This window comes from Novosphingobium nitrogenifigens DSM 19370 (assembly GCF_000192575.1).
GTDB lineage: Bacteria > Pseudomonadota > Alphaproteobacteria > Sphingomonadales > Sphingomonadaceae > Novosphingobium > Novosphingobium nitrogenifigens.
On the sequence record NZ_GL876926.1, the window covers coordinates 892127 to 908463 of the forward strand.

The following is a 16337-nucleotide window of genomic DNA, read 5'->3' on the forward strand; positions in this document are numbered from 1 at the left end:
GACCCATTCGTTTGTAACGACGGAGCCTGGGATCACGGCACGCTTGTCAACGCATTTCCCGAAGGGCAATGTTGCACCATAACATCCCGCCCGGTAGCCGTTGCATCCCATGAGCGTCGTCCGATCCGACATTGCGATCCTCGGTGGCGGACTGGCAGGAGGTCTCGTCGCGCTGGCGCTTGCCCGGCTCAGGCCGGATCTGTCGATCACCGTAACGGAACAGGGATCAACGTTCGGCGGAAATCACTTCTGGTCGTTCTTCGCGACCGATCTTGCCGCGGACGGAATGGAACTGGTGGCGCCGCTGATCGAGGCAAGCTGGACATCGTATGAAGTTCGCTTTCCCTCCTATCGACGCGTTCTCGAGACGGCCTATCACACCACGACATCGCGACGGCTTGACGCGGCCCTGCGCGCTGCCCTGCCCGCCTCCGCGCTTCTGACCGGCGCCCGCGTCCTGACGGCATCGACAATGACCGCAGAGCTGTCAGACGGCCGACGGATTGCCGCCGACATCGTGATCGACACACGCGGAATTGAATATTTCAATTCCATGTCAGGTGGTTGGCAGGTTTTTCTCGGTCAACATCTAAAGCTTTCCAAGCCTCACGGATTGCAGCGCCCCGTGGTCATGGATGCCACCGTGCCGCAAATCGGCGGCTATCGCTTCGTCTACTGCCTTCCCTTTTCCGCCGACGAAGTGCTTGTCGAAGATACATATTATTCCAATTCACCCGATCTCGACACTGGCGCCCTGTCGGCCCGGATCGCCGATTACGCAAAAGCGCAAGGATGGCAGATCCTGGGCATGCTCGGCGAGGAAAGCGGCGTCTTGCCCGTCGTTGCCGGAGGGAAGCCGTATCGCCCGCAAATGGCCTGCGGAGGCACGCGTGCAGGCCTTTTCCATCCCCTGACCAGCTATTCCCTGCCCGAGGCCGTGCGCTTTGCCATGGCCTTTGCCGAGATGGTTGGAAACAACCGCCACGACCTTGCGTCAATTTCCGGTAAATATTCGTCATCCGTATGGAATAATTACGGATTTTACCGAACACTGACCGCAATGCTCTTTGCCGCTGCCGAGCCGGACGAGCGTTACAAAATCCTCGAGAGATTTTACCACCTCGACCGCGGCCTGATCGAGCGTTTTTACGCCGGAACCTGTACAATCACCGACAAGGCACGAATTTTAATGGGAAAACCTCCCGTCCCGATCAGCCGGGCTATCGGAGTGCTGACCGGTCTTGGCAAGCGCCCTGCGCCGCTTGCCGACCGACGGACGCAGACCCATGACACAAGGGAAAAACCATGAAACGGGTCTGCGTGATCGGAGCGGGCTTTGGCGGCCTCGCGCTCGCCATTCGCCTTCAGTCCGCCGGAATCGCGACAACGCTGATCGAGGCGCGAGACAAGCCCGGCGGCCGGGCCTATTACTGGGAACGCGACGGCTTCACCTTCGATGCAGGCCCGACCGTCATCACCGATCCCCCATGCCTTGACGAACTGTGGGCGCTTTCGGGCCACAGTATGGCCGACGAAGTCGAACTTCTGCCGGTCACGCCGTTCTATCGGCTCAACTGGATCGATGGGACCACCTTCGACTATGCCAACGACGAGGCCTCGTTACGTGCCGAAATCGCGCGACTGAACCCGCGTGACGTTGCGGGGTACGAAGAGTTTCTCGACTATGCCGAAGGGGTCTATCGCGAGGGCTATACCAAGCTCGGATCGGTGCCGTTCCTGGACTTTGCCAGCATGGTCAAGGCCGCCCCCGCACTTGCCCGATTTCAGGCATGGCGATCGGTTTATTCCATTGTTTCCAAATACATAGAAAACGAGAAGCTGCGCCAGGCGTTCAGCTTCCACTCGCTTCTCGTCGGCGGCAATCCGATGACAACGAGCGGGATCTATGCTCTCATCCACAAGCTGGAGAAGGATGGCGGCGTCTGGTGGCCCAAGGGCGGGACCAACCGCCTCGTCGCGGCCATGGTGACCCAGTTCGAGCGGATCGGCGGGCAGGTCCGCATGGGCGATCCTGTCACCCGCATCGAAACGCTGGGAAATCGCGTTACGGGCATTGTGACCAAGAGCGGATGGCAGGCCAATTTCGACGCCGTGGCCTCCAACGGCGATCTCGTCCACAACTACCGCGACCTGCTCGGCGACAACAGCTATGCGCGACGTCACGCGCGTGCGCTCACACGGAAAAGCTGGTCTCCCAGCCTCTTCGTCGTGCATTTCGGAGTCACCGGGACCTGGCCGGGCATCCCCCATCACACGATCCTTTTCGGCCCGCGTTACAAAGGGTTACTCGACGACATCTACAAATACGGCGTCCTGCCGCAGGATTTCTCGATCTACCTTCACCACCCCACCGTCACCGATACCTCGATGGCGCCCGACGGGATGAGCACGTTCTATGCGCTGGTTCCCGTTGCAAACATGGGCAAATTGCCGGTGGACTGGCGGGAAATCGGACCGATCCTGGAACAGCGCGTGCTCGATGAAGTGGGGCGGCGCCTGATCCCGGATCTCCAGAGCCGGATCGTCACCCGTTTCCATTACACTCCGGCCGATTTCTCCTCGGACCTGTCCGCCTATGCGGGCAGCGCTTTCAGCCTTGAACCGTTACTCACGCAGAGTGCATATTTCCGTGCGCACAACCGTGACGACGCCATCGGTAACTTCTATCTTGTCGGCGCCGGCACTCACCCTGGGGCCGGGATTCCCGGCGTCGTCGGCAGTGCCAAGGCTACTGCCGGCCTCATTCTAGAGGATCTTGCTTGAAACGGATCGCTGTCTATTGCGGCTCAGCCTCTCCGGCCGACGACCGTTACGTGACTCTCGCCCGTATCGTGGGCGAAACACTGGCAACCCGGGGCATCGGCCTTGTCTACGGTGGCGGTAATCGCGGCCTGATGGGGGCTGTGGCGGCCGGAGCGCTGGCTGCCGGGGGCGAAGTCATCGGAGTCATCCCGACGGCGCTCGCTGGCCCGGAAATCGCCAATCACGCCTGCACCCAGCTGCACGTCGTCGCCAATATGCACGAACGCAAACAGGCCTTCGTCGACTTGTCCGACGGTTTCCTCACGCTGCCCGGCGGGGTCGGAACCATGGATGAACTGTGGGAAGCGGTGAGCTGGGCGCAATTGGGCTATCACGCCAAGCCGGTCGGGTTACTTAACGCTTTCGGCTTCTTCGACCACCTGCTCGCGTTCAACCACCACATGATCGCGACGGGCTTCATCCGTCCGGTGCACGCGGGGATCATCATGGCCGAGCCCGATCTCGACCTGCTGCTCGCCCGCATGGCCGGACACGAGCCCCATGTGCCGATTTTCGCGATGAAGGCGAGCGACCTCTAAGGGGGCCAAAGTGGACCATCGCGCCCGTCTCGTAACGCACGCTGCGGCAACGATCAGGGCCGGGTCCAAGAGCTTTGCGGCCGCGAGCCGCCTGTTCGATCGGGCGACGCGCGAACGGGTCTGGCTGCTTTACGCCTGGTGCCGACGCTGCGACGACCTCATCGACGGGCAGGATCTGGGCGGAGCCATGCGGGATCAGGCCTCCGTTACGCAACGCATGGAAGAGGTCCGGGAGCGCACTGCCCGGGCCTTTTCGGGGATCGAGACCGGCGATCCGGCCTTCGACTGCCTCGCCATGGTGGCCCGGGAAACCGGCCTGACGCCGGCCATGGCCGATGACGTCCTGGCCGGGTTCGCACTCGACGCCACCGGCTGGCAACCGCGTAACGAGACGGATCTCATGCGCTATTGCTGGCACGTTGCGGGGGCGGTCGGGGTGATGATGGCGGTCGTCATGGGCGTCGATCCTGACGACGCAGAAACGCTGGAGCGCGCAGGCGATCTCGGCATGGCGTTTCAGCTTGCCAACATCGCCCGCGACCTTGCCGAGGATAACGCGGCCCAGCGTTGCTACCTGCCTGCAGAATGGCTCGCCGAAGCGGACATTCCGCCGGGCGAGGAATTGAAACCGCCGTACCGTAACGCCCTTGCCGTGATGGCCCGGCGGCTGTGCCGGATCGCCACGGCCCATGAATGTTCCGCCCGGATCGGGGCCCGGCGACTGCGCGTGCGACAGCGCTGGGCGATCCTTGCTGCGGCCGGTATCTATGGCGAAATCGCCCGTATCGTTACGCGCCGCGGTGCGGCTGCCTGGGACCGGCGCGCCGTCGTCGACAAAAAACGCAAGCTCTGGTGGATTGCCCGCTCGGCGGTGCAGGCGTTCCTGCCCGCGATGCCGGGCCTCTACCACGGGGCACGCCTGCGCCGTTACTCACGCCGCGATTTCACCGCCTGATCACACGCGCACGATCCCGCAGGCGATCAGGCTCTTGGCGCAATCGACAATCGTCTGCTCGACCGGCCGTGCCTCCCAGCCCAGCACAGTCCGAGCACGGCTCGCGTCCGTACCGCGGATATTGCCGAGTTCGCCCGTTACCTGACGGATCATCGGACTGAACACCCCGGCAAGCCGAACGAGCCAGTCGGGCAACCGCCGGGCCGAGACTTTCCGGGCCTCATCAGGCATCGTTTTTTTCAGAATGCGGGCGACGTCCACCATCTTGAGGAACCGGCCCGAGGCGATGAAGCGTTGTCCGGCTATCCCTGGCGCCGTCAGGGCACGCACATGCAGGTCCGCAACGTCACGGACGTCGACTATCCCGAAACCGATATCGGGACATCCCGGCAAGCGCCCGGCGAGCAGTTGACGCACCACTTCGATCGATGGCGAAAAATCAGCGCTCCACACCGGGCCAAGCACTGCGCAAGGATTGATCGAGACGAATTCCAGCTGCCCGCCTTCGCGCGCCATCCATTCGCGGGCCGCCCATTCGGCGAGAGTCTTGGAACGGACATAGGCGTTGACGTCCTCGCCCTCGAGGTCGCTCCAGGTCTCTTCGGTAAAGAGATGCCACCCTTTGCCGTGCCCGTAGGCAATTGCCGCCACCGACGAGGTCTGAACGAAACGAACCACCCCTGCGTCACGGGCAAAACGCAAGGCCCGGAGCACGCCTTCACACGCCGGACGGATCAGATCCTCGTCGTTACGTGGCGGCTCCAGCGTGAAAGGCGAAGCGACATGCGCCACATGCGAACACCCGGCCAAGGCTTCGACCCAACCATGATCGGACAGCAGATCGACCGGGAAAAAGCGAAGCGTTTCCGCCGTTCCACCCAGCATGGGACGCAAGGCGGACTCCTTCGCCGGGTCACGTAACGTCGCGTGAACCCGCCACCCTTCGGCCAGCAACTGACGGATCAGGAACCCGGCGATATAGCCGCTTCCCCCCGTGACCAAGACCGTTCCCGGCATCGCTCCACTCCCCATCCCGGTCAAAATCCGATCATGATGCGACGGGCAAGCCAGGGCGCAACGAGACAGACCGCTTTCAACACTTTGACCAAGCCGACGTTCGCCTCGTCCGCATTGGCCGCCATGGCATCGACAATCGCAACGGCGCATCGCTCCACCGACAGCTTGCGCCCCCGCCGCCCCGCCGTCATCGCGGTATCGACCACTGGCGGCAAGGCCTCGAGAACGTGGATCGTGGTACCCTTGAGCTGCGCACGTAACGACTGTGTGTAACTGCGCAAGGCCGCCTTGGTCGCGCAATAGACCGGCGCTCCGGCACTCGGTGCCAGAGCCAGCCCGGACGTGACATTCACGATCATCGCCTGTGGCCGCGAGCGGAGCGCCTCCATCAAGCCCACGATAAGCCGGATCGGCGCATCGAGATTGAGGCGGATGGTGCGCTCATCATCGGCCGGATCGGGGATCCCCTGGCGAAAGTCGTGAGCGGCCCCCATCCCGGCGTTATTAACGAGTACGTCGATCGGTCTTCCGGTCAGAGCCCGCAGCAGTCCCTCGACACCGTCACGGTCCGACAAATCCGCGGCAATCGCTTCGAAACCTTCGGACCGGGCTCGGTCCAAACGATCCGGGTTGCGTCCCGTCACGATGACGTGGGCACCTCGTCGTCGCAGTTCCTGCGCGATCCGGCGCCCGATCCCGTCGGTGCCCCCGGTGACAAGGGCCGTCTTGCCAGCAATCAGCATCGTGCCTCTCCCACAGCGCCCGATCCTGCGAACGTAACGGACCGGTTTCCCGATGCAATGGGATTTGCGCCGTGATTAACGCATGAGGACAAGCTCTTCGGCCATCGACGGATGAAGCGCCACGGTGGCATCGAAATCCGCCTTGGTCAGCCCCGCCTTCACCGCGATCGCCGCCGCCTGAAGAATTTCGGGCGCATCGGGACCGATCATGTGAATGCCTAGAATACGGTCGGTCGCGCCATCGACCACCAGTTTGTAATAGCCGCGCTCGATCCGCTCGCTGAAAACATTCTTCATCGGCCGGAAATCGGACGTGAAGACACGGACGTTTTCGTAACGGTCACGCGCCTCTGCCTCGGTCAGGCCGACGGCGGCCAGCGGCGGCTGAGAGAACACGGCGCTCGGAATGGCGTCATAGGAAACCGAAGTGGCCTTGCCGCCGAAACGGGCATCGGCAAAGGCGTGCCCTTCCCGAATGGCGACGGGCGTCAACTGCACCCGATCCGTTACGTCACCGACGGCAAAGATGGTCGGGCAAGCGGTCCGCCCGTCACTATCGACGGGAATTTCGCCATGAGCGCCGAGCGTAATCCCGGCTGTTTCCAGCCCCAGTCCCGCCGTGTTCGGACGACGCCCGGTCGCGACCAGAACCACATCGGCCGGGACCGGCTCGCCGCCATCGCCCAAATGAACGAGCAGGCTGCCGTCCTCCTGCTTCTCGACGCCTTCGAACGAGGCGTCGAACCGATAAGCGATGCCGCGCGCGCGGGTGATCGCGAGAAGACGGTCGGACAGGTCCGTATCGTAACCGCGCAGGATCTTCGCGCTCCGGTTGACGATCGTTACGTCACACCCCAACGCATTGAAAATGCCTGCGAATTCCATCGCAATATAGCCCGCCCCGGCAACCACCACGCGCGAAGGCAGGGTTTCGAGATGAAACACCTCGTTCGAGGTGATGCAGTGCTCGGCACCTGGAAATTCGGGCATGACCGGCCACGCGCCGGTCGCGACAAGGATCGTTCCCGCGGTGATCGTGCGCCCGGATTGCTTGAGCCGGACGCTATTGGGACCGGTGATCTCCGCACGTTCGAGGAAATGATCGACTTTGTTGCTGTCGAGCGTGCGGGTATAGGCCGCGTTCAATCGATCAACGTCACGGGCCACCGCGTCTCGTAACGCTGGCCAGTCGAACCGTGCTCCTTCGATCGTCCAGCCATAATCGGACGCATGCGCCAGATCATCGGCGAATTGCGATGCATAGACGAGCAATTTCTTGGGAACGCAACCGCGAATGACGCAAGTGCCGCCGATCCGGAATTCCTCCGCCACGGCCACCCGCGCGCCATGACCGGCCGCGATCCGGCTGGCCCGCACGCCGCCGGAACCGGCACCGATCACGAAAAGGTCGTAGTCGTATTCGCTGTGGGCCATGGTCATCCTTTTGCGGCTGGCGGCGAGAGGTCCGCCGATATGGCGCCTCTCGCCGCGCAGTTCCAGTGCCGCGTCAGAATTTCAAAGCCTGTTCGACTGCTGCCCGTTCGACTTCAGGCCGTTCGACGTCAAACGCCGATTCCGGCCGCTGCCAACAACGCCTCGGTCGAAGGATCGAACCCGTCGCCGCCACCCGCGTCGATCTGCTTGGCAATCGCCTTGCCCAGTTCCACGCCGAACTGGTCGAACGGATTGATCCCCAGCATGACCGCCGAAACGAACGTCCGGTGCTCGTGAAACGCGATCAGGCTGCCGAGCGTGGCCGCATTGAGTTCGTCGACCAATATGGTCGCAGAGGGGCGATTGCCCGGATAGGCCCGCGCCGGATCGTCCGATGCCTTGCCCGCCATCAGCGCAGCCCCTTGCGCAAAGCAATTCGACAGCAGGATCTTGTGATGGATCGGATCGAGATCGTGGCCGGGCATTTTCACCGCCAGGAAATCGACCGGGATGAGATGCGTTCCCTGATGCAGCAACTGGAACACCGCGTGCTGCGCATCCGTTCCCACGCCCCCCACGTAACGGGCGCGCTCGGCCGGTCGAGCAGGTGCCCGTCGGCCGTAACGCGCTTGCCGTTTGATTCCATCTCGAGTTGCTGAAGATAGTCCGGCAGCAGGGTGAGACGTTCGTCATAGGCAAAGACCGCGCGCGTCTGGCACCCGAGAGCCTGTGTGTAGACAAGGTCCGCGAAGGCCGCGCGCACCACCACGTTTTCTTCAAGCGGAGTTTCAAGGAAGTGGCGGTCGATTGCAGCACCACCTTCGAGAAACGCTGCAAACCCGTCGAAACCGAGAGCCAGTGCAACCGGGAAACCGATCGAGGACCACAGTGAGTAACGGCCCCCGACGCTTTCGGCAAAAGGCAGCACGCGGGTATCGTCGACGCCCCACTCCACCGCCTTGTCCGGCGACGCCGTCAGGGCAATCACCCGGCCGTAGGGATCATCAACCCCGCCTTCGCTCAACCATTCGATGGCAGAGGCCGCATTGGTCATGGTTTCGGTGGTGGTGAACGTCTTCGACGCGACCGCGATCAGCGTGGTCGCCGGATCGCAAGCCTTGAATGCAGCTTCCAGAGCGCAACCGTCGATGTTCGACACGACGTGAACCGCCACTTTGGCGCCTTCGCGCGCCAAGGCGTCGATCGCGAGCGCCGGTCCCAGCGCCGAACCGCCGATGCCGATGTGAATCAGCGATTTCACCTCGCCGAGCAGGCCTTCGTGGATCGCCTCGACCAATCCCTGCATCCGTTCGTGAAGGGCCTCGGCCTCGACCACGCTTGCCGGAGAGCCGACGCCCCGCTGGGCCGTATGTTCGGCCGCGCGGCCTTCGGTGTTGTTGATCGTCTCGCCTTCAAACAACTGGCGCCGCTTTTCCACAAGGTTCTGCGCTGCGGCAATCCGGACCAGAACACGTTCCGCATCGGCGAAAAGATGCGTCTTGGCCCAGTCGAACCGAATCAACCCGCCGGGAAGCTCAAGATCCCGAGCGTAACGAGACAGACGATCCGGCACCGCAAAGAGCTCTGAAAGTGTCGGAAATTCGATACTTTCCAATTCTCCCCACAACTTCGACAGGGCTTCGGCCATCACTCATTCCCTAACTTCGCTTGTGCAGTAACGCCCATGTCATGCCCGCTTGCGCCTATTCCGCCAAGCGCCGACAGCCATCGATCAAGAGATCGTGCCTTGTAGTCTCCCCGACGCTATGACGATCATATCCGGCTTGACGGATGCAAGGCCGCCAAACATGACCACAACGATGAATGACACACCCGAAAAGAACCCGGCACCCAGTGCCTCGGGGAGCAGTTCCGGTACTGCCAAGCCGAAAGCGAGTGGCGAGCAGCGCGATGCCGCTGCCGACATCGCCGCGCGGATCGTGCGCGGAAACGGCAATCCGCAGGGGGCCAAGGGCAAGAAGCCTCACGACGATGAAAGCTTCCTGGTCTTCCTGGTAAAGCTGGTTCTGATTGTCGGGATCTTCCGCAGCTTCATCTTCTCGCCGTTCAACATTCCGTCGGAATCGATGCTGCCCCGGCTGGAAAACGGCGACTACCTGCTCGCGGCGAAGTGGCCCTACGGCTTCTCGAAATATTCGCTGCCGTTCAGCTTGCCGCTGATCCCGGGCCGGGTGCTGCCCCATCAGCCCAAGCGCGGCGATGTCGTGATTTTCAAGGCGCCTCCGGGCAATGACGTCGACTACATCAAGCGCGTTATCGGCCTGCCCGGCGACACGGTCCAGATGAAGGGCGGGGTTCTCTATATCAACGGGCAACCGGTGAAGAAGGAACGCCAAAGCGATTTCGTCATTCCGGTCTCGACCAACACCAATTGCGTCTCGCCCGAATTCGAAGTGCTGGAAAAGGACGGCACCCCGACCTGCCATTACCCGCAGTTCAAGGAAACGCTGCCCGAAGGGAAGAGCTACAACGTGCTCGACCTCGGCTATCGCCCCCAGGACGACACTCCGCCGATCCTCATCCCGGCCGATCGCATGTTCCTGATGGGGGACAACCGCGACAATTCCATGGACAGCCGTTTCCCCGCAGTCGAAGGCGGCGGCATCGGTCTCGTCCCGCAGGAAAACCTGGTCGGTCGTGCAACGATCGTGATGTGGTCGACCGACGGCGGCGCCAACTGGTTCCTGCCGTGGACATGGTTTACCTCTGCCCGTTGGAACCGGATCGGGGGGACGTTCTGAGCCAGCATCTCGATCCCGCATCGCTTGCCTTTCTCACTGCCGTGTTCGGTCATGAACCGATCCGGCAGGATCTCTGGCACGAAGCTCTCACACACGGCTCGCTTGGCGAGGCGCGCGATTACCAGCGGCTGGAATTTCTCGGTGACCGGGTGCTCGGTCTTGCCGTTGCCGAATGGTTGCATGGCGACAGCTCTGCCGCCGAAGGCAAGCTGTCGCAGCGCCTCAACGCGCTGGTCAGCCGCGAAACCTGTGCCGACGTCGCACGGACACTCGGCATCGCGCCGCACATGCGTCTCGGCAAGCAGGCTCGCGACGACGGCGGCGCGGACAGCGACAACATTCTGGGCGACGTGATGGAGGCCTTGATCGGTGCGCTGTTTCTCGAACGCGGGTTTCCTGCGGCGCGCGATTTCGTGCGCCGGGCCTGGGCCGCGCCGATGGCCGCCGGTGCCGGGCAGCGCAAGCACCCCAAGGCAGCGTTGCAGGAATGGGCCGCAGGCAACAAGCGCAAGCCGCCGATCTATACCCTTGTCGCGCGCGAAGGCCCCGATCACGCCGCCACTTTCACCGTTTCCGTCACGGTGAAGGGCGTTGGCGAGATGACCGCGCGCGGCTCCAGCAAGCAGGAAGCGGAAACCTCCGCAGCCCGCGAATTCATGAAGACTTTTGCATGACCGACAACGAACTTCCCCCCCTTCCCGCCACGCCCGACACTTCTGGCCAGCACTGCGGCCTGGTTGCCGTCATCGGTGCTCCCAACGCAGGCAAATCGACGCTCGTCAACGCGCTCGTCGGACAAAAAGTCGCGATCGTCTCGTCGAAGGCGCAAACGACCCGCGCGCGGCTCATGGGCATCGCCCTCGAAGGCCCGGCACAGATCATTCTGGTCGATACGCCCGGCCTGTTCGAACCGCGCCGCCGGCTCGACCGTGCGATGGTCCATGCCGCATGGGAAGGCGCCGAGGCAGCCGACGCGATCGTTCTCGTCGTCGACGCGCGCAAGAAGAAGCGCGACTATCTCGAAGGCATCCTCGCAACGCTGAAAGAACGGCCGGAACGCCGCATTCTGGTGCTCAACAAGGTCGATTCCACAGCGAAGGAACCCTTGCTGGTCGCGGCACAGGAACTGGCCGCAGCCGGAGGTTTCGACGAAGTGTTCTTCGTCTCGGCGCTCACCGGCGACGGCGTCTCCGAATTCAAGACACGGCTCGGCGCCTTGATGCCCGAGGGTCCCTGGCACTATCCCGAAGATCAGGTTTCCGACGCGTCGGAACGGCTGCTTGCCGCCGAAATCACGCGCGAGCAGCTCTATCGCCAGCTCCACGACGAACTGCCCTATGACAGCGCGGTTCGCCCCGAAAGCTATCGTCCGCGTCCCGACGGCTCGATCGAGATCCACCAGCAGATCGTCATCGCTCGCGACAGCCAGCGCCCGATCGTGCTCGGAAAGGGCGGATCCAAGCTCAAGGCGATCGGTGAAGCGGCGCGGCGTGAACTGGCCGAATTGCTCGGCTGCCGTGTCCACCTTTTCCTCCATGTGAAGGTCGAGGAGAATTGGGCGGAAAGCCGTGAAATCTACGAGGAAATCGGTCTCGACTGGGTGCAGTGACCCCTGCCCCGGCGCCCTGTGGGCACCATTCACCAGGCGTTTATTTTTGTCGCGCGAGACTTTTTCCGGAAGGAAACACCATCTCGGTGCGTTATTAGCCGGTATCGGGCAAAGCGGAGTTAACGCATGACAAAACCGGCAGGCGCGTCTTCTCTTCCGGCGGCATGGGGCCAGCCGGGACGCCTGCGTGTGGGCTCGCTTGCAATCTCGAGCACCTGGGTCGCATTTTTCCAGTACGCCGCGATTGCCCTTGCCTTCCGTTTGATCCTGTTCGGAAATCCCGTCGTCCATGTCGACGAGGAGTTCTATCAGCTGGTTGCATGGCGATGGACGCAGGGGGACCTCCCCTTCGTCGACATCTGGGACCGCAAGCCGGTCGGACTGTTCCTGCTCTATCGGCTGTTCCTGCTGGTGCCGGGCGATCCGATTCGGATTTACCAGCTTTTCGGCATTGCCTCGACCGCGGCAACCGCACTGGTGATCCAGCGTCTGGCGCGCGAAATCGCGCGCCCGTCGTCGGCCTGGCTTGCCGGGATCGTCTACGTCTTCGCGATGCCCGCTTTCTCCTGCTCGTTCGGGCAGGCGCCTGTATTCTACAACCTGTTGATGGCGCTGGCCGCATTCGCGCTCGTCGATGTGTGGAAACGCGCAGAAGCACCCGACCTCCTCGTCCGCGGCATCATTATCATGCTGCTGGTCGGCGTGGCGATGCAGATCAAGTATTCGGTGCTTTTCGAAGGCATCGCGTTCGGCTGCATGTTGCTGGCGCGGGGCTGGGCCGATGTCTGGTCATGGCGTCGCCTCGCCCTTGCCGGGCTCATCTGGGCGCTCACAGCGCTCTTCCCGACCATTCTCGCCTTTGCCTGCTATGCCGCGATCGGCCATGCCGACGACTTCCTGCAGGCCAATTTCATCTCGATCCTGCACCGCCTGCCCGATGGCGAAGCCTCGTGGATCCGCCTTGCCACGCAGCTCGGCGCACTGACGCCGTTCTGGCTCGCCATTCTGGTGGCACCGCGTTTCATGGCCATGCCGCGCGCGCGTCATCCGCTGGTTCCGGCGGTCCTGCGCGCCTGGGCGATCGCCGCGATCGCGGGCTATCTTGTATTCGGCACGTGGTATGACCACTATGTCGCGCCGATGCTCGCCCCGCTGTCGGTTCTGGCTGCGCCGGTTCTGGCTCGCTCGGTTCCCGACGAACGCTGGTTCGGGCGTCTCCTTCTGGTGGCGAGCGCGATCGGCGGGCTCGCGGTGATGGGCATCCAGTTCAAGAACCACGGCACCGCCACCCAGTTCGACCGTATGACCCAGGTCATCCGCAACGAAATGCACGGTGGCTGCTTCTATCAGTTCGATGGTGAACCGGCGCTCTATCGCTCGGTTGGTGCCTGCATTCCCACCCGCTATGCCTTTTCAACGCACCTCAACACCTGGACCGAGGCTCCGGCAATCGGTGTCGATCCGGGACAGGAAGTGGCGCGCATCATGCTCACGCATCCTGATGTCGTGCTGATCGGCGAATGGACGCAGATCTATCTGCCCAACCATATCTCGCGCGCGGTGGTGAAGGATTTCCTCGCCCGCGACTACGAGCGGTACACCGGCTTCGTGCTCGGCACGCACCATTTCGGGCTTTACCGGCTCAAGCACCACTGAACGAAAAACGGGCGGCCCATCGGACCGCCCGTTTTTTCTCTTCCCTTGATGTCGGGATCCTGTCCGGCCTTGATGTCGGGATCCTGTCCGGACCGGGGGTGATCAAAGCCCACCCCCGGTTGGAGTTATTCGGTCGCAGCCTTCTTCTTGGGTGCGGCCTTTTTGGCGGCAGGCTTCTTCTCGGTCGCCCCGGTTTCACCTGAAGCGTCCTTGGCTGCCTTCTTTGCAGGCGCCTTCTTCGGAGCCGCCTTCTTTTCCGTGGTCTTGGCAGTGGCCTTCTTCGCCGGGGCTTTGCGTTTGCCCTTGGCAGGCGCAGCAGCCGCACGTGCATCGATCAGCGCACTCGCTTCTTCAAGCGTCAGCGTTTCCCCAGCCTTGTCCTTGGGCAGCGTCGCATTCGTCGTGCCGTCGGTGACATAGGCGCCATAACGTCCGGCCATCAGACGGATTTCCGAGCCGCTTGCTGGATGCGCCCCGATCACGCGCAAAGGCGCCGGGGCCTGACGCCCACCACGGGCCCCGCCCCCGGCCGCAGCTTCGGCCAGACGCACCACCGCCGCATTCATGCCCGTCTCGAAAACTTCGGCCGTCGAACGCAGGCGCGCATATTTGCCGTCATGAGCAAGGTACGGGCCATAGCGTCCGATCGACGCCGTGATCGGCTTGCCGCTTTCCGGGTGCGGACCGATCTCGCGCGGCAGCGACAGGAGCTTGAGCGCCCATTCCAGATCGAGTTCGGCAATGTCCTTGGGAATCGAGGCGCGCTTCGCCTCCTTGCCTTCGCCAAGTTGGATATAGGGCCCGAAACGTCCCGAACGACGCGTCACTTCCAGACCGCTGACGGGATCCTTGCCAAGCGCGGCGTCCTCGCCTTCTCCTTCGCCGTCCGCACCGCCGCCCTGCGCGAACTTGCGCGTGAACTTGCATTCGGGATAATTCGAGCAAGCAACGAAGGCGCCATAGCGCCCGCCGCGCAAGCTGAGACGTCCGTCCGCGCACTTGGGGCACTGGCGCGGATCGCCACCGTCGGCACGCGGGGGGAACAGGTAATCGGCAAGGAAGACGTCGAGCTCGGCCGTAACCTCGCTCGGCTTTTTTTCCATGACCTCGTCGGACTTGGGCTTAAAGTCGCGCCAGAACGCCGCAAGCACGTCCTTCCACGCCGCCCGACCGCCCGAAACGTCGTCGAGTTCGTCCTCCATTCCGGCGGTGAACTCATAGGCGACATAGCGGTCGAAAAAGCGTTCGAGAAACGAGGTCAGAAGACGGCCCGATTCCTCGGCAAAGAAGCGGTTCTTCTCGACCCGGACATAGGCGCGATCCTTCAGGACCTGAAGCGTTGCGGCATACGTCGAAGGACGACCGATCCCCAGTTCTTCCAGTCGCTTGACCAGCGAGGCTTCGGAATAGCGCGGCGGCGGCTGGGTGAAATGCTGGTTCGCCTCGACTTCGCGCTTGGCAGGCAGATCGCCGGCGCTCATCGCAGGCAGCAGGCCGCTTTCATCGTCGTCAGCGTCGGGCTTCTGGTCGCGGCCTTCCTCATAGACGGCAAGGAATCCGGGGAAACGGACCACTTGCCCGGTCGCGCGCAACTCGTGCTTGCCGGTGCCTTCGCGCAAGGTGACGGTCGTGCGCTCGATGCTGGCCGAAGCCATCTGGCTTGCCAGAGCGCGCTTCCACACCAATTCGTAAAGCCGTGCTTCGTCGCCCGAACCGTAATGATCTCGCGCGAAATCGGTCGGACGAATGGCTTCGTGCGCTTCCTGCGCATTCTTGGCCTTGGTTTCGTAATGGCGGGGCTTTTCGGGCAGGTAATGCCCGTCATAGCGGTCCGAGATCACACGACGTGCCGCCGAAATGGCCGATGGGTCCATCTGCACCCCGTCGGTACGCATATAGGTGATCGCACCGGCTTCGTAGAGCGTCTGGGCGACCCGCATCGTGTGGCTGGCCGAAAAGCCGAGCTTGCGCGCAGCTTCCTGTTGCAGTGTCGAGGTCGTGAACGGGGGCTGCGGATGGCGCCGGGTCGGCTTGGTCTCGACATCCTCGACGCGGAACGTGGCCGCTTCGACCAAGCCCTTGGCGCGCATTGCCGAGCCTTCGTCGCCCAGCGTCAGCTTGTCGAGCTTCTGCCCGTCGAGCTTTACCAGACGCGCCTTGAAGGGTGTCCCGCCATGTTCAAGACGGGCGACAATCGACCAGTATTCCTGCGACCGGAAAGCCTCGATCTCGCGTTCGCGCTCGACAATCAGGCGCAGGGCGACCGACTGCACGCGCCCTGCCGACTTGGCTCCGGGCAACTTGCGCCATAGGACCGGCGACAGCGTGAAGCCGAACAGGTAGTCGAGCGCACGCCGGGCCAGATAGGCATCGATCAGATCCTGATCGAGCGCACGCGGCTTTTCCATGGCGGCCGTGACGGTCGCCTTGGTGATCGCGTTGAACGTAACCCGCTGCACATCCTTGGGCAGGGCGCGCCGCTTCGACAGCAATTCGCGTACGTGCCAGGAAATCGCCTCACCTTCGCGATCAGGGTCGGTGGCGAGGATCAGACGGTCGGCGTCCTTGGCCGCGTCGACAATGGCCTTCACCCGCGACTGCTTGTCGCCATAGAGTTCCCAGTCCATCGCAAAGTCCTCGTCCGGGCGGACGGAACCATCCTTGACCGGCAAGTCACGGACATGGCCGTAGGAGGCCAGCACCTTGTAGCCGGGGCCGAGATACTTCTCGATAGTCTTGGCCTTGGCCGGGGATTCCACAATCACAAGTTGCATGATCGCTGCCGAACGTCCTTTACGT

At 62.9% G+C, this 16337-nt stretch carries 12 protein-coding genes and 1 pseudogene; 8 read left to right on the forward strand and 5 right to left on the reverse strand.

The window, feature by feature from the left end; genetic code table 11:
- Positions 1 to 109: 109 nt before the first annotated feature.
- From crtY to Y88_RS04350, 4 genes are read left to right on the forward strand one after another with little or no spacing between them, the layout of a single operon-like run.
- Positions 110 to 1309, forward strand: a complete 1200-nt coding sequence (gene crtY, locus Y88_RS04335) for a lycopene beta-cyclase CrtY (RefSeq protein ID WP_008066620.1) — start codon at positions 110 to 112, stop codon at positions 1307 to 1309.
- Positions 1306 to 2784 carry a phytoene desaturase gene (locus Y88_RS04340; RefSeq protein WP_008066621.1) on the forward strand — a complete coding sequence of 493 codons (1479 nt, stop codon included), beginning with the start codon at positions 1306 to 1308 and terminating at the stop codon, positions 2782 to 2784. The genes crtY and Y88_RS04340 overlap by 4 nt, the downstream gene beginning before the upstream one ends.
- Entirely contained in the window at positions 2781 to 3362 is a 582-nt protein-coding gene (locus Y88_RS04345; protein ID WP_018075378.1) for an LOG family protein, read from the forward strand. Before Y88_RS04340 ends, Y88_RS04345 begins: the two co-directional genes overlap by 4 nt.
- Before the next feature lie 10 nt (positions 3363 to 3372).
- On the forward strand, positions 3373 to 4317 hold the full coding sequence (locus Y88_RS04350; RefSeq protein ID WP_008066623.1) for a phytoene/squalene synthase family protein: 945 nt from the start codon (positions 3373 to 3375) through the stop codon (positions 4315 to 4317).
- Here Y88_RS04350 and Y88_RS04355 read toward each other — a convergent pair whose 3' ends face one another.
- The 4 genes and pseudogenes from Y88_RS04355 to pgi form a co-directional block, all read right to left on the reverse strand.
- Entirely contained in the window at positions 4318 to 5334 is a 1017-nt protein-coding gene (locus tag Y88_RS04355) for an NAD-dependent epimerase/dehydratase family protein (RefSeq protein ID WP_008066624.1), read from the reverse strand.
- Between the two features lie 20 nt (positions 5335 to 5354).
- Positions 5355 to 6077 carry an SDR family oxidoreductase gene (locus tag Y88_RS04360; RefSeq protein WP_008066625.1) on the reverse strand — a complete coding sequence of 241 codons (723 nt, stop codon included), beginning with the start codon at positions 6075 to 6077 and terminating at the stop codon, positions 5355 to 5357.
- 75 nt (positions 6078 to 6152) lie between these two features.
- On the reverse strand, positions 6153 to 7517 hold the full coding sequence (gorA, locus tag Y88_RS04365) for a glutathione-disulfide reductase (protein ID WP_008066626.1): 1365 nt from the start codon (positions 7515 to 7517) through the stop codon (positions 6153 to 6155).
- A gap of 122 nt (positions 7518 to 7639) precedes the next feature.
- Positions 7640 to 9159, reverse strand: a pseudogene (gene pgi, locus Y88_RS04370) (glucose-6-phosphate isomerase).
- 160 nt (positions 9160 to 9319) lie between these two features.
- Between pgi and lepB the strand changes: the two are divergent.
- The 4 genes from lepB to Y88_RS04390 all read left to right on the forward strand — a co-directional run bounded on the left by lepB (position 9320) and on the right by Y88_RS04390 (position 13538).
- Entirely contained in the window at positions 9320 to 10273 is a 954-nt protein-coding gene (gene lepB / locus Y88_RS04375) for a signal peptidase I (RefSeq protein ID WP_008066628.1), read from the forward strand.
- The gene (rnc, locus tag Y88_RS04380) at positions 10246 to 10947 is read left to right on the forward strand and encodes a ribonuclease III (RefSeq protein WP_008066630.1); all 702 of its coding nucleotides are present in this window, start codon (positions 10246 to 10248) and stop codon (positions 10945 to 10947) included. Before lepB ends, rnc begins: the two co-directional genes overlap by 28 nt.
- Positions 10944 to 11882: a GTPase Era gene (era, locus tag Y88_RS04385; protein WP_008066632.1), complete on the forward strand. Its 939-nt coding sequence runs from the start codon at positions 10944 to 10946 to the stop codon at positions 11880 to 11882. The genes rnc and era overlap by 4 nt, the downstream gene beginning before the upstream one ends.
- 126 nt (positions 11883 to 12008) lie before the next feature.
- The gene (locus tag Y88_RS04390) at positions 12009 to 13538 is read left to right on the forward strand and encodes a glycosyltransferase family 39 protein (protein WP_232280909.1); all 1530 of its coding nucleotides are present in this window, start codon (positions 12009 to 12011) and stop codon (positions 13536 to 13538) included.
- A gap of 125 nt (positions 13539 to 13663) precedes the next feature.
- Here the strand turns inward: Y88_RS04390 and topA are convergent, their stop codons facing one another.
- Complete coding sequence (topA, locus tag Y88_RS04395; protein WP_018075375.1) at positions 13664 to 16312, reverse strand: type I DNA topoisomerase; 2649 nt, start codon at positions 16310 to 16312, stop codon at positions 13664 to 13666.
- Positions 16313 to 16337: the final 25 nt, after the last annotated feature.

Bases quoted from the DNA above. Each gene is read 5' to 3' on its own strand.
- crtY (WP_008066620.1), top strand. From the start codon at position 110: ATGAGCGTCGTCCGATCCGACATTGCGATCCTCGGTGGCGGACTGGCA.
- Y88_RS04340 (WP_008066621.1), top strand. From the start codon at position 1,306: ATGAAACGGGTCTGCGTGATCGGAGCGGGCTTTGGCGGCCTCGCGCTC.
- Y88_RS04355 (WP_008066624.1), bottom strand. From the start codon at position 5,334: ATGCCGGGAACGGTCTTGGTCACGGGGGGAAGCGGCTATATCGCCGGG.
- Y88_RS04360 (WP_008066625.1), bottom strand. From the start codon at position 6,077: ATGCTGATTGCTGGCAAGACGGCCCTTGTCACCGGGGGCACCGACGGG.
- gorA (WP_008066626.1), bottom strand. From the start codon at position 7,517: ATGACCATGGCCCACAGCGAATACGACTACGACCTTTTCGTGATCGGT.
- lepB (WP_008066628.1), top strand. From the start codon at position 9,320: ATGACCACAACGATGAATGACACACCCGAAAAGAACCCGGCACCCAGT.
- era (WP_008066632.1), top strand. From the start codon at position 10,944: ATGACCGACAACGAACTTCCCCCCCTTCCCGCCACGCCCGACACTTCT.
- Y88_RS04390 (WP_232280909.1), top strand. From the start codon at position 12,009: ATGACAAAACCGGCAGGCGCGTCTTCTCTTCCGGCGGCATGGGGCCAG.
- topA (WP_018075375.1), bottom strand. From the start codon at position 16,312: ATGCAACTTGTGATTGTGGAATCCCCGGCCAAGGCCAAGACTATCGAG.